Source organism: Pseudoalteromonas sp. S3178, assembly GCF_005886985.1.
GTDB lineage: Bacteria > Pseudomonadota > Gammaproteobacteria > Enterobacterales > Alteromonadaceae > Pseudoalteromonas > Pseudoalteromonas carrageenovora.
On sequence record NZ_PNCW01000030.1, the window covers coordinates 1 to 14626 of the forward strand.

At 35.7% G+C, this 14626-nt stretch carries 12 protein-coding genes and 1 pseudogene; 1 reads left to right on the plus strand and 12 read right to left on the minus strand.

Features of this window, described 5'->3' with window-relative positions; translation table 11 throughout:
• Nucleotides 1–24 precede the first annotated feature (24 nt).
• The gene (rfaH, locus tag CWC11_RS09435; RefSeq protein ID WP_138682487.1) at nucleotides 25–507 is read right to left on the minus strand and encodes a transcription/translation regulatory transformer protein RfaH; all 483 of its coding nucleotides are present in this window, start codon (nucleotides 505–507) and stop codon (nucleotides 25–27) included.
• A 292-nt stretch (nucleotides 508–799) separates the two neighbouring features.
• Between rfaH and CWC11_RS09440 the strand changes: the two genes are divergently transcribed.
• The gene (locus tag CWC11_RS09440) at nucleotides 800–2179 is read left to right on the plus strand and encodes an MBL fold metallo-hydrolase RNA specificity domain-containing protein (RefSeq protein WP_138682488.1); all 1380 of its coding nucleotides are present in this window, start codon (nucleotides 800–802) and stop codon (nucleotides 2177–2179) included.
• Nucleotides 2180–3232: 1053 nt separating this feature from the next.
• On the opposite strand, the pseudogene CWC11_RS09450 reads toward CWC11_RS09440, so the two are convergent.
• From CWC11_RS09450 to CWC11_RS09500, 11 genes and pseudogenes are all read right to left on the minus strand, one after another.
• Nucleotides 3233–3388: pseudogene (locus CWC11_RS09450) on the minus strand (sugar phosphate nucleotidyltransferase); the annotation flags it as partial.
• Nucleotides 3389–3475: 87 nt separating this feature from the next.
• On the minus strand, nucleotides 3476–4492 hold the full coding sequence (locus CWC11_RS09455; RefSeq protein WP_138682489.1) for an acyltransferase family protein: 1017 nt from the start codon (nucleotides 4490–4492) through the stop codon (nucleotides 3476–3478).
• A gap of 23 nt (nucleotides 4493–4515) precedes the next feature.
• Nucleotides 4516–5520 (minus strand): NAD-dependent epimerase, encoded by a 1005-nt coding sequence (locus tag CWC11_RS09460; protein ID WP_138682490.1) that lies wholly within the window; start codon nucleotides 5518–5520, stop codon nucleotides 4516–4518.
• A 31-nt stretch (nucleotides 5521–5551) separates the two neighbouring features.
• The gene (locus CWC11_RS09465) at nucleotides 5552–7486 is read right to left on the minus strand and encodes a polysaccharide biosynthesis protein (protein ID WP_138682491.1); all 1935 of its coding nucleotides are present in this window, start codon (nucleotides 7484–7486) and stop codon (nucleotides 5552–5554) included.
• A gap of 163 nt (nucleotides 7487–7649) precedes the next feature.
• Nucleotides 7650–8198 (minus strand): sugar transferase, encoded by a 549-nt coding sequence (locus CWC11_RS23325; protein WP_138682492.1) that lies wholly within the window; start codon nucleotides 8196–8198, stop codon nucleotides 7650–7652.
• Nucleotides 8199–8201: 3 nt separating this feature from the next.
• Nucleotides 8202–9125, minus strand: a complete 924-nt coding sequence (locus CWC11_RS23330; RefSeq protein ID WP_138682493.1) for a UDP-glucose 4-epimerase family protein — start codon at nucleotides 9123–9125, stop codon at nucleotides 8202–8204.
• Nucleotides 9122–10258, minus strand: coding sequence for a glycosyltransferase family 4 protein (locus tag CWC11_RS09480; protein WP_138682494.1), 1137 nt, complete (start codon nucleotides 10256–10258; stop codon nucleotides 9122–9124). The genes CWC11_RS23330 and CWC11_RS09480 overlap by 4 nt, the downstream gene beginning before the upstream one ends.
• 79 nt (nucleotides 10259–10337) lie before the next feature.
• Nucleotides 10338–11429, minus strand: a complete 1092-nt coding sequence (locus tag CWC11_RS09485; RefSeq protein ID WP_138682495.1) for a glycosyltransferase — start codon at nucleotides 11427–11429, stop codon at nucleotides 10338–10340.
• Between the two features lie 28 nt (nucleotides 11430–11457).
• Nucleotides 11458–12468, minus strand: coding sequence for an EpsG family protein (locus CWC11_RS09490; protein ID WP_171038412.1), 1011 nt, complete (start codon nucleotides 12466–12468; stop codon nucleotides 11458–11460).
• A 24-nt stretch (nucleotides 12469–12492) separates the two neighbouring features.
• Entirely contained in the window at nucleotides 12493–13563 is a 1071-nt protein-coding gene (locus tag CWC11_RS09495) for a glycosyltransferase family 4 protein (RefSeq protein WP_138682497.1), read from the minus strand.
• A 52-nt stretch (nucleotides 13564–13615) separates the two neighbouring features.
• Nucleotides 13616–14563 (minus strand): glycosyltransferase family 52, encoded by a 948-nt coding sequence (locus CWC11_RS09500; protein ID WP_138682498.1) that lies wholly within the window; start codon nucleotides 14561–14563, stop codon nucleotides 13616–13618.
• Nucleotides 14564–14626 lie beyond the last annotated feature (63 nt).

The window sequence follows — 14626 nt, forward strand, 5'->3', positions numbered from 1 at the left end:
GCCCTTAGCCCTTAGCCCGCACAATTAAAACTCAATATCTTTATTGTCTACGCTCATTTGTATTGGTTTATTAAGTAAGTTAATTAATAAAATGCTGCGTATATCGCCATCAAGCTCTTTATATATGGCCTGAATATTTTTAAATGAAGCACTACTTACATTAACTACATCGCCTGGCTTTGGTAATAATGACTCTGTAGTTTGTAAGCGCTCACATTGCAATTGTTCTATTAGTTTTTGAGGAACTATTTGATAATTTGCACCATACGATACAAACCCACTGATCCCGCGCGTATTTTTTACAGCAGAGAAGTTACCATTTTGTGATTCAAGGCATACAAATAAATAATTGGGGAATAACGCAGACTGTTTAAGGGTACGACGACCTTTAATCAACTTTTCGGTGGTTAACTTGGGGTAAAATGCTTTAATCCCTTGGTTATGCAAGTTGGTTTGTGCTCGTTCTTCTTGACGAGGTTTACATAAAACTAAATACCAACTTTCCATGGCTATCCCTATGGCCTATCTCACATTGCAAATAACACAACATTAAACTAAATGAGCGCGCGATTATACTCTCAAACAACGTAGTTTGTAAACATGCTTAAAGGTGAATACACGCTCACTTTTGAATAGTTTTTATTGTGATTATATAAATTGGCTTTGGAACTAATAAAACGCCGCTATAAAACTTTGCTTATTAGCTTTCATACAATATGAGGGGTTGGGTTGAATATTTATAACTATACTCCTAACTTAGTTTTCAACTGTACCTAACTAGTAGCAATAAGGATGTGCAATGCAAATACTTCATCACGGAGCTGTAAATGGTGTTACTGGCTCTTGCCATGAGCTAATAATTAATAATACAACAAGTGTACTTATAGATTGCGGGCTTTTTCAGGGTGAGGACTCTAGGGATGATTTGTCGATAGAGTTTAATATTACGCATATTACTGCACTTATTGTTACTCACTGCCATATTGACCATGTAGGCCGAATTCCCTATTTGTTAGCTGCAGGTTTTAAGGGTCCTATTTTTACAACACTTGCCTCGGCTAGTTTATTGCCCCTTGTAATAGAGGATGCTTTAAAGGTTGGTGTTACACGCGACCCAAAAATTATAAACGCGTGCTTAAGTTTACTAAACAAACGCATTATACCTGTTGATTTTAAAACATGGTTTAACTTGCCTGTTAAGGGGAACCATACAGCTAAAGCTAAATTTCAAAGAGCAGGGCATATTTTGGGCTCTGCTTATGTAGAAATTGATATTACTAATAAGAGTAAAAGTAAAAATAAACATCGAGTTGTTTTTTCTGGAGATTTAGGCGCACCTTATACGCCTTTACTTCCCTCACCTAAAGCACCTTATAAAGCCGACACTTTGGTTATTGAGTCGACCTATGGTGATAAAAACCATCAAGGGCGTAAAGAACGCACACACACTTTAAAAAAGGTTATTGAAGGAGCTATTGCAGATAATGGCGTAGTATTAGTGCCTGCATTTAGTATTGGCCGTACACAAGAGTTACTGTATGAACTTGAGCAATTAATTTATAAGTCGGCCAAAAACTCAAAATGGCGTGATTTACACATAATACTCGACTCCCCCATGGCTGCTACTTTTACCGAGCAATATAAAAAATTTAAACATATGTGGGATAGTGAAGCCAAGCGTAAAGTAGCCAAAGGTCGCCACCCGCTAGATTTTAAAAACCTAACCACAGTTGATACCCACAGCGAACACATGGCTATTATTAATTATTTAAACTCTCGCCAAACGCCGGCTATTATTTTAGCCGCCAGCGGTATGTGTAGCGGCGGCAGAATAGTAAATTACCTAGAGCGGTTTTTAAGTGATGCAACTACCGATGTATTATTTGTTGGCTACCAAGGTAGGGGCACTTTAGGGCGCGACATTCAAAAATATGGCCCAGGTAATGGTTATGTTGTTATAAATGATACCCGCATAAACATACATGCCAAAATACATACCATTAGCGGTTACAGCGCTCATGCCGATCAAAAAGGGTTAATTAAATTTGTAACCGGTATGCGCAAAAAGCCAAGCCATATAAAAATTGTGCATGGTGATGACGAGGCAAAAAGTGCATTGGCCAAAAAGTACAAAGAGGTTTTAGGTAGTGAAGTTAAAATTGAAATAGGTAAGGGGTAAATATGTAAAAGCTGCGCTTTTAATGCGCCAGCAAGCAAGATGCATACGGGTGATTAAGCCCTAAGGTTAGAGGTGGCTTTAGGTTTGGTGTAGGCGTGAAGTTTACTCACGCAGTTTGGTAAATATGTAAAAGCTACGCTTTTAGTGCGCCAGCAAGCAAGACGCCTACGGGTGATTAAGCCCTAATATTAGAGGTGGTTTTAGGGCTTTGGTGTAGGCATGAAGTTTACTCACCCAATTTGGTAAATATGTAAAAGCTACGCTTTTATTGCGCCAGCAAGCAAGACGCATACGGGTGATTAAGCCCTAACATTAGAGGTGGGTTTAGTTTTTTTGTAGGCGTGAAGTTTACTCACGCAGTTTGGTAAATATGTAAAAGCTTCGCTTTTAATGCGCCAGCAAGCAAGACGCCTACGGGTGATTAAGCCCTAATATTAGAGGTGATTTTAGGTTTTGTGTAGGCGTGAAGCTTGCTCACGCAATTTCGTAAATATGTAAAAGCTGTGCTTTTAGTGCGCCAGCAAGCAAGACGCCTACGTGGTCGAAAACCTTGAGATTAGAGGGCCTACCCTCACAAATTGATTTATTAAAATGGAAGTTAATTATATGGCCAACACACATAAGCGTTTAAAAGGGCGATGCCCAACCATTAATACCTTTTACACCGTAACTTTATGTTGTGATTCTCGTAAGCCATTATTCGTCAATTACCTAAATGCACGTTTAATAGCCAGAGAGCTTGCTTTGTTCTCTAAAAGTAATTCACTTAATACTATTTGCTACGTAATTATGCCTGTTCATATACATTGGCTTTTGCAATTAAATAGTGACTCTAACTTATCGAATCTGATTCGAAATTTAAAAATATTACAACTTATAAATTTAATAAAAATAACGGAACTGACGGAAAGATATGGCAATCAAATTATTATGACCACAAAGTAAGAGGTGATGAAAATTTAATAGCTCAAGCTAGGTATATAGTAGCAAACCCTTTACGTGCAAAGTTAGTAAACGACATAAGCAAATATCCGTATTGGGATTGTGTATTTATAGAAGCGTTGCTTTCAATGCGCCAACAGCTACACACTCATTGACTGTGTATTGATTAACTGGTTTATCTACAATTGATAGCACTTCTTTAGGGATTGCTTTAGTCATCGGTAACATACGTGTGCCAAGGCCTGCAACAGGAATAGCAGCTTTCATAGGTAGTCATTTATTTATAAGTTAATTATTTTTAAGTTAACCGGTTAAATGTAGACGGGGCTGGATAATATAACTCAAGTAGTGCATTTAACTAGCCAGCATTTTATTGGTAGGAGCAGAAACCTTCTTTTTAGATCTAAATAGCCTATCAAGCCTTTTTTCTACATAGTAATAACACAGCCACCCTGATATGAGGCTCACAGTAACCATTGCGAAAAAGTAAAAACCGGAGAAGCTTAAAATACCTAAATATTTAAAAATAAAAGTAACAGCCGCAAGCGAAAAAGGGTGAACTAAGTAAAGTGAATAAGACGACATACCCAGCTCAAAATAAATTGTACTTTTTTTAATTTTAGGCTCTAATCCAACAAAACCTAATAATACAAAAAACATTGGTATACCTGAGGTTAGTGCTTTCCCGAAGGTTACGTTGTAGTAGTTGCTTTCATTCATATATATTAATAAAGCTAGACCAAAGAACAGTAGTAAAAACGAAAAACAAATACTAAATTTAAACTTACGAATTAGTTCGTATACCACTATCCCCATTACAAACTCTAGCAGTAGAGGGCTAGTAGCAAACTGCATTAAAGCTTCTTCAAACTTAAAGGCAAGACCCATAATAAAGAGAAATATTAATGTTATTGATGTAAATACTTTTTGTTTACTTTTATCGAACAAGAAAAAAGAAAAAACTAAATAGAAAAAAAACTCGTAGCTCAAAGTCCAGCCATTATTAACTAAGTACTTTGAGCCGTCGGGAATTAGTAAATAAGACGAAACTACAGAGGTTTCCCCTCCAGAAGAGTTAACTAATGAAGGGTTAATTAAATATATAATTAATGCAAGTGAAGTCATTAGCCAATATAGCGGAATAATCCTAATAACTCTCGACTTCATAAAACTTTTAAAATTTATGGCTTTATTTTGAACTGTTAAGCACATTATAAAACCAGAAATAATAAAAAATAGGTCTACCCCATAGCCACCAATGTTAAACCATGAAAGCAAATCAGAGCCATTACTTTGAAGCTTAAAGCTAGCATGGGTTAGTAAAACCATAAAAGCAGCAAGAGCTCTTAAATATTGAATTGAAAGGTACAAGTGCCAGCCTTCACTTTAATTAATTAACAATAAAAATTATTATACCACTTAATTAGCTCATTCACGCCTTGTTTAACACCTACCTTTGCTTTGTAGCCAGTGGCAGCAAACAGGTCTTGTGTATCTGCAAAGGTTTTATAAACGTCGCCAGCTTGCATTTCACGGAAGTTCTTTTTAGCTTCAATACCTAATTCGCTTTCTATAGCTTCTATGAATTTCATTAGATTAATAGGGCTGCCATGGCCTATATTATAAACAGCATACGGAGCAGAGCTTGAAGCTGGTGAGCCTGTTTCTACTCTCCAATCAGGATTTGCTTTAGGTATAACATCAGCCGCGTGTACTACTCCCTCTACAATATCGTCTATGTAGGTAAAATCACGCCACATATCGCCATTATTATTTATATCGATAGTTTCGTTATTTAAGATTTTTTTAGTAAATATGTATGGAGCCATATCTGGGCGACCCCACGGCCCATAAACTGTAAAAAAGCGTAACCCCGTAGTCGGTAAGCTATATAAATGCGAATAACTATGGGCCATTAATTCGTTGGCTTTTTTGGTAGCAGCATAAAACGACACAGGATGATCAACACTATCTGTTGTTTCAAATGGTGTTTTTTCGTTTAGCCCGTATACAGAACTAGATGATGCGTAAACAAGGTGCTTAACTTTATTATTTCTGCACCCTTCTAGCACGTTTAAGTGCCCAACTAGGTTTGAGTCCGCGTATGCATCTGGATTCTCAATTGAGTAACGAACGCCAGCCTGTGCCGCTAAGTGTATTACCTTGTCGAATTGCTCAGTTTTAAACAATTCACTCATAAGCGCACGTTCGCTTATATCAAGTTTTATAAACTTAAAGCTGGTGTGTTCTTTAAATAAATCTAAACGCGCTAATTTTAAATTTACGTCGTAATAGTCGTTTAAGTTGTCAACACCGACTACAGTATGCCCTGCTGCTAATAACTTTTGACATGTTGCAGCACCAATAAACCCAGCAGCACCTGTTACTAGATATTTCATGAAATTCCTAATCTTTAAACTTTAAATTTACTCAAAAGCGATTTACTTTAGGCAATACAGTTACATTCGTCTGCTTACCTTGCTTTTCTTGCCAGTTTAGGTCGCAAATACCATCGGTTGGTGAAAATGCTGTTGGCGCAGTTAAAAGCAAGCTACGTATTTCTTGATGGTTTGACTCATCACATGCGGCTTTAAGCTTACCTAAAAATGGCTCAAGTTCATCCCAAGGCATTTTAACCTCTTGCGCACTTAAAATTCTTGGGTGGTCTGTACCAATAACATTATCGCCAATAAGTAACTCTTCAAAAAGCTTTTCACCTGGGCGCAAGCCTGTACATTTTATTTCTATATCGCCATTTGGTCTTTTTTCGTGTTTAACCTCAAGGCCTGATAAATGTACCATTTTGGTCGCTAAATCTTTAATTTTAACGGGTTCACCCATATCAAGCACAAATACATCGCTGCCAACTCCCATTGCACCAGCTTGAATAACAAGCTGTGCGGCTTCAGGTATGGTCATAAAGTAACGAGTTATGTCTTGGTGAGTTAAAGTAATTGGGCCTCCCGCTTTTATTTGCTTTCTAAATAATGGAACAACAGAACCCGACGAGCCCAGTACATTACCAAAGCGAACCATTGTAAAACGCGTTGTATCTTGAACTTCAGACAAACCTTGTAGCACTAGTTCAGCCATGCGTTTAGTTGTGCCCATTATATTTGTAGGGCGAACTGCTTTATCTGTTGAAATTAGTACAAAGGTTTCTACTTTAGCGTTTATTGCTGCAGTAGCAACGTTATAAGTACCATAAACATTATTACGCACGCCTTCTACTACATTATGCTCTACCAGTGGAACATGCTTGTAGGCCGCGGCATGGTAAACCGTTTGAACACTAAAAGTAGAGAAAGTAGATTCAACTAGTTTTTTATTTTGTATCGAGCCTAAAATAGGCAGTACTTCTACATTTAAATTATTAGAAGTGCAGTATTCTGACAGTTCTTTTTCTATTGCATATAACGCAAACTCAGACAGCTCAAAAAGTACTATTTTAATTGGGTTATTTTTAATTATTTGCCTACATAACTCTGAGCCTATAGAACCACCGGCACCTGTTACCATTACCACTTTATTAGCTATATTTGCTGACATAAGATCTTGACGAGGCTGTACTGAATCCCTACCTAGCAGGTCATCAATCTCTACATCTTTAACTTCGTCGAGGTTAGTAGTACCCGATACAATATCGGCCATACCAGGTATTGTCATAACTTGTAATTTAAACTTTTCTATTGCATTGAGTACTTCTTTTCGGCGGCTTCTTGAGGCACTAGGCAATGCGAGTAAAATTTTGTTCGCACATTTTTGCTTTGCTATTTCTGCAATTTGAGAAGGCGCATGCACACAAACACCTTGAATTAACGATAAGTGCTTTTTAGGGTCGTCGTCTATAAAAGCGACTGGTGAATACTCAGGGCCATTAGCAAGCGCAGTTGCTAACTGACGCCCTGCAGAACCTGCACCATATATTATTACGCCCTCTTTTCGGCGCATGGTTATTTGGCCAACTACAGCGCGAACGGTTAGCCTTGCTCCGCCAACAAATAAAATACAAAAGCTAGCATAAATAAATGGCACTGTACGTGGTACAGGGGCACTTAAAAAGAATGACAAAACGGTTAAATATACAGTAGAGAGCACAACGCCAGCAATAATAGCCCACATTGCTTGTGTGTTCATGTAACGAAGTACAGCTCGGTAAAGCCCAAGCTTTACAAAGCTAAATAAGCTAAGCGGAAGAACAGTAGCTAATAATATCCAAGTATGTGTATTTTTTAAAACTGCGGTGCTGTCTAACCTAAGTAAAAAAGAGAGCCAAAAAGCTACAACAATAAAAATACTATCTACAACGAGTGATACAACTCTTTTTTGGGGGCGAGGTAAATTAACTAGATATTTTAAAAACACAATACATTTCCCTGAAGCTAGCAGTGAGACTACTATTCTATTGATTACAATTTTACTACAAGATGAACAACTATTGCACTTAATAGTTAAAGACTATATTCAAAATATTATATAGTCTTTATGTATTTGGTTATTTTTTGTAAATTTGTGTATAAAAGTAAAGCTATTTAACTCTATCTCCACTGCCACTTCCCGTGACTGTTTGCAGTATATAAATAAAATAATTCTTTAAGCTAAGCGTAGCAATCATTTTTGCATCCGTTTCAGCAAGTAACGTTGGGGTAGACATATCAATCTCGTTTACTTGGGCTAAACCTGTAATACCTGGGCGAACATTGTATATATTTTTAGCCTCACGAGCCTGAGTAAGTTCTTCTTGATTAAATAAGCCTGGGCGAGGCCCAACTAAACTCATTTCGCCTTTAAGTACATTCCACAGCTGCGGTAGTTCGTCTAATTTAGTTTTACGTAAAAAACCACCAAAGCGAGTGATAGATGCAGTGCTTGCTAGGTGGCTAGCAACCGACGCTGTATCTACGGTCATTGTTCTGAACTTTACCAAGGTAAATGGCTTTTTATTGCGGCCTACGCGCTCTTGCATAAAAAGTGGTGAGCCTGTATCAAATAAACCTATGATGTATAAAATGATTAAAAATGGCATAGCAAATATTAAACCTACCAATGAAAACAAAATGTCGAGTATACGAATCATTAATTAACCTATTTGATTTTTTGCTGAGAACTTAAAGCCATCTTCAACTGAATATGGTGGTGCCCAATTAAGTGTACTTTTTGTGTAAGTGATATCTACTTGTAGCGACCCTATTAACCTATCTACTACCTGTTTTTTACCTAGTATTGCACCAACAAGTGAAAACAACACTGGCGGTACCGGGAGCGCCAAGTTTGACTTACCCTGTACCTTAGCCATTAATTGTACCATTTCGGCAGTAGAAAGGTCATGATCATCACTTACTAAAAATACTTTATTAGCCGCATTTGGGTGCTCAACACATACCATAATTAAATCAACTAAGTTATATACAGATACTAAGCTTCTCTTATTTTTATTTATTGCTCTAAAAGGCAAAGGAAAACCTTTATTTACTAACCTCATTAAAGATGCAAAGTTAGCCTTTACTCCCTCGCCATATACTAACGGTGGCCTTATTATTACTATTTCCATACCTGTTTTGTGTCCTAAAGCTAGCAGTTGTTGCTCTGCTTCTGCTTTAGAAACTCCATATGGATCTTCTGGGGCGCTTTCTTGTTCATTAAAAGGAGTACGACCGGTTGTACTTTCACCATTTACCTTGATAGTACTTATAAATATAAACCGCTTAACACCTGCTTGTGCTGCTTGAGTAGCTAAATGTAAAGTGCCTTTTGTATTTACAGCTCTAAATTCATCTATTGGGTTTGCAGAATTATCGTCCATTATGTGGACGCGAGCCGCGCAATGTACAAGCACTTTTACTTCACTTAAGTCTAATTCTTGAACGGGCTCACTAAGATCAAAAAATTGATGTTTATAGTTATCCGAAGCTGGCTTACGCCCAAGTAACACACACTCTTTTGTATTTATTTTTTTGAGAAGCTCTGTGCCAACAAAGCCACTATAGCCAGTTAAAGCGATCATAGTTTATTATCCACCAATGTTTTATATATTGTGATGTGGGCATCCACAACGGCTTTAACATCAAACTCTTTTTCGGCAAATGCTCTGGCTTTGATTCCCATTTCTATACGTTCATTTGGGTTATTTATTAATTTAATAAAAGCATCAGCTAGAGATTTCGCATCCATAGGTGGAACAGCTAGCCCTGTTACATTATTAATTATGGCGTCACTACAACCTGGATTTGTAGTTGTCACAATGGCTCTACCGCATGCTGCTGCTTCAATAAGTACTTTTGGAACGCCTTCACCATAAAAGGATGGTAGGCTTACAATGTTTACATCAGAGAAAATTGCAGCGATATCATTACGGTGCCCTAAATAATCTATGACCCCTTCATCAACCCACTTGTCAATTTCAGCTTGTTTTATTGTATTTGGATTTTCTAAGTCGGGTGTTCCTATAAGCAAAAACTGTGTATTTGGAAGCTGTGCTTTAACCATTTTGGCTGCTTCAATATATTGATAAACACCTTTTTCACGTAATAAACGACATGCCATTGCAACTTTAATATGTGGACGGTTTATTTCAGGAATATGATTATAAACAGATAAGTCTGCACCTGAGCCTTTAATAAGTACTTTATCGCTAGCGTTAAGGTTGGCCACTTCTGTAAGTATTTTTTCATCGGATCTATTTTGGAAGATAACGGTTTTGTTTTTATGAGCTAGCGCAACTTTATATACCATTGATGCTACGAACTTAGTTAGCTTTGCTCTGAAAGTATTTGCTGTAAAAACATAACCTAAGCCTGATATAGCAGCTACAAACGGTATTTTTTGTTTAATAGTTTTTAATACTAACCCTGCATATAAAACAGGCTTTATTGTTACAGCATGAATAACTGATGGCTGCTCTTGCTTAATTAAGTTACGAATAGCTTTAAGTGTTTTTAGCTCATTACCTATGCTGCCACCACTCCTACTAAATGGAAGCTCTACAACATTAAAGCCCATCTCTTTCAGTGTTTGCTTATGCTCAGTAAAATGACAAGCTATAGTAACAGAGTATCCTTGCTTGAGAGCTTCTTGCGCAATTGGTAAACGGTGAGAAACAAAAAACCAATCAACATTAATTATAATAAGTAATTTCAAATTTTGGACCCTTAGGGAACTATAGTTTTAATCTTTGTATAAAAATAGAACTCTTTTAAATCAGGTTAAAACATTAACCCTAAATATCACGAGAGTTATAGAGGCTTTCGTAAGACTCAATATTTTTTATTAACGAGTAACTATTAATAATATGTGCTCTTGATAAAGAACCTATTTCCGCTGATTCATCTGAGCTTATATTCATAGAATTATTGATGGCATTACTTAATGATACAGAATCCATAGGTTTTACAAGAACCCCATAAGGCGATACAACTTGAGCAACTCCCCCACAGTCTGTTGCAACAACAAGTCTTTCACATGCCATAGCTTCAGCCACAACTAAACCAAACCCCTCCCAAGCGGAAGATAACACAAATAAATCCGCAGCCGACATGAGGGCAGGTATATCATTGCGTATACCTAATAATTCAGCGTAATCTTTGAGGTCAAACTCTTCAATCATATTCTCTAAGTAGCTTTTTAAAGGTCCATCTCCAACTATAAATAATTTAAAGTCTGTTCGTTGTTTTTTAAGTAATTTAATAGCATTTAATAAGTTCGGGTAATCCTTGGCTTCAGTAAACCTACCGACAGCTAATAATAATTTTTTATGACCTATACTAAGTTCGTGTCTAATTTTAGAGCGCTTTTCACTGTTAAAATAAAATGTTTCAGTGTTAATTCCATTTGGTACTGAAATCATTCGTCCTCTTTTAACTGCGCCTCTTCGAATAGACTCATTTACAGCGTCCGCACTTACATTCGTTGATATATTAGCTAACTTATCGGTGATTCGATAAGCCAACATTCGAAGTTTCCCACCTTCATTATTGCTATGCGAAGTACTTATTATTTTTTTTACTTTAAGTGAAAGCCTTAAACATCTGACTAAAATATTTGCGTGTACCATATGACTATGAATAACATCAGGTTTGAAGTTTTTAACGATAGCTCTTAACTTTAAATATGAAGTAACAAAACTTTTAGCTCCCATCATATTTAACGGTATTACTTCAATGTTACTATTTTTCGGTAAAACGAGAGCTGAACCAGTTAAATAAACTATCTTGACCTCGTAACCTTTTTTAAATAATTCTTCGGCCATATTAACCACAACATGTTCAGCACCACCCATGCCTAAACCGGTTATAACCAGTAATATTTTCATACACACCTAATTTTTTCTTAATATACTGCTATAAAAAAGCACTAAAATAGCTAGCACCTAATTTAGTTAAACTTTCACCGTTTATTGCATTGCCCCATAAGTAAACATTTACTAATAAAAATATAAACGATGAAAAATAGTCTTTAGCATTGGTACTTAAAACTATGTAAACATAATAAAAAAGCAGGAAAACACTAATTAGGCGACCAGATATAGGGATTGTAAAATAAAAGATTAAATATACTAAAACGCCTAATAAGCCAATTTTTCCATAAGGTGTTCTACAAACGTTATTTAACCCTCTAAGGTAAAGAAAAAAGAGTAAAAAACTAAATAGAACAAAGCCTCCCCCCCCATTAGTATTATTAACTAGGTGTGAGCCTTCGGCTTGCCGGACTCCCAGAGAGCTTGCTACAGCCAACATAAAAAAAGATAAAGCAAATAAGGTTGAGCTAAAAAATAATAACCTTAATTTTATGTTTTTAATAAACTTTGTTAATACATGCTCGTAAAATAAAACAAAAAAGACAATCGCAAAACTTATGTGGAAAAAAAGTAGAAGGAAGCATAGAGGAAAGAAAGGTTTTTTCCCCCAATATAGGTCAACTATCCAAAGTAATAGAATCGTTGCAACACCTTGCCTAAGTACAACAAGCTGAAGGTGAAATGTAAATGAAACAAAAAATAAGAGAGAAAAACCTAAAAGAACGAGTAGTGAGTTACGAGCATGTTTTAATATAAAATATGCAATCGAAAATGATATAAAAAAAACACTTACTCTGGGTACCAACTCTGGAGAAAATAAAAAGCTTAGTACTTTATTATATAATAAAAAAAGAGGCTCATTAAACAAAAGTGTAATAGCATTATATTGCTTAAATATAATTGCGAAGTTACTTGCATAAACAACATAGTTCTCCCTATCTCTAAAGAGCTCATTAGGTAGAGAAGCTAAAAGCAGACCATAAATTAGCGCAGCTAAAAAATAAAAAGCTGTTTTAGGCATAACTACAGGTGGATTACATTTATTTATACTCATGTTCATCTTTTCAAATGTATCATTTTATAGCTCTTCTAGTAACATTTTCCAATGCTCAATAATTGCATCTGGTTGATACTTTAAAGCTTTTTCTTTACTCATTTTTGAAATGCTTTCACGCTTTTGTTTATCATTCATTAACTCTAATAATGCTATTGCAAGTGAGTATGAGTCGTTAGGTTTAACAAGTATTCCACCGGTATTATTCAGCACTTCCTCTGGCCCAGTATCGCAGTCAAAGCTAACTACTGGTAAACCGAAAGAAAGTGTTTCAAGAAGCACCATTGGGAAGCCTTCAAACCTAGAACTCAAACAATAAATACCAGCATTTTTATAGTACTCTTGAATATTATTTGTTTTACCAACAAGCTCTACGCTGCTTGACAAGTTGTTAGCTGAAATAAAAGTAGCTAGCTGCTTTTTATCGTCTCCATCACCTACAATCTTTAAATTCCAATCAGGCGCTAACTTTATAACCTCAACCCAAGCCGACAGTAGGAGATCGAATCCTTTTTGAGGCGCTAAGCGCCCTACACTTAAAACTGTTTTAGATTCATTTTTATAATCAGTCTCTTGTACAACAAAGGGACATGGGTTTGCTATAGCTGTAACTTGAGATTTATGCTTTGTATTAGCTAGCCAATACTTTTTATCTCTTTCTGTCAAGGTGACAATACTATCGCTATAGCGAGCAGCAAGCTGGCGCGCAACTCTGCGACTCGCCCTACCTAAATCACTGTTAAAATTAAAATGCTCCCAACATACATGCTTTACAGGTAAACCTAATACTGAAGGCAATGTAAACAGTGTAAGCATAGATTCAATAGCAATTACGACGTCTATATCATTATCTTTTAAAATTTTTCTTAGTCGATAGATGATTAATGGGGCACGGAGAAACGCTCGCCCAGTAGACTTAAAAAGTGAGAATGTTTTAATATTATCGTTTAGAGTAAAAAAAGGGCTTTCTCCCCCCATGAGACTGGCAAAAAAAATGTCATAGCCTGAGTCAGAAAGCTGATTAGCTATAATAGAACCAACTCTTTCGGTTCCACCCGTGTTATTTAAATTACTACATAAAAAAAGTACTTTCATGAAACTCTCTGAAAAATTGAAATCGGTTATTTTTTTGCTAAAACATTACTATTCAAAATCTGAGCATCGGACTAAACTCTAGTTCTTTAAAATTCTCAGTTCCAAAATTTACTACCTCTTCAGAAATAGTAGAAAACTCTTCAATACCACTTGAGTTTATAGATAAAACTTTATTGAACTTATTATTAGCCGATTTTCTAACTAAAAGTTCATATGGAAAATCTTTGGGGATAAACTCTGACTCCTGAAAGTACTTTTTGTAGTCTACTTTACTTCTGGGGTGGGGTTTTATATAGAGCTCATTCTCTAACACACCCTCAGACTTCAATATTTCTTTATACATATTAATTTCGTACTCAAGGCTTGAAACTAACCTATCCTCAAAAAATGGTTGCAGCATAAGTATACTTTTACCTTTGAGCTTAGTTGGAGAAAATCCATATATCTCACAAATTGCGGAGTAATCGTCAGTAGATAACTCATTAATTTTTTTGCCTAAATTTATACATTCACATGACAGCTTTTTTTTATTTTGATATGAATCAGGAATAATAAACGTATAGCGTTTAGCATCGAAGTTATAATCTACATTTAAAAAAACTCTAAAAAAGAGGTTGTTTCTGAACTTAAGGTTATTAATTTTTCTGTTTAAGTTACCTTCAACCATTCTTTTAGTCATCAAACCATCGTCGAGCTGAAATAATTTAGCCTTGCATGCCCTTAATTTTAATTCAAAAATATTTCCATATATTTCGTCATAATTTTTAATTGAATTTAAAAACTGCAATCGGGTATAAATAGAGCTGAATGGTGACTTTAATGAGATTATAGGGAAGTCATCACTTATCGATACTTTATTTACTTTATCTTTAAAGCGTAAAATAAAATCATTTGAGATCCGACCTTTCACTATTACATAATCATGCATCTTCCAAGCTGGATCATAAAGCATATATATAAGTAAGCTTCTATATGTATTTTCAATTATCAATTTATTCATTTATTTGTCCAAATAAAAGCACTTATATTGCTAACATTATTGAAGATAAAAACTCAAAAAAAC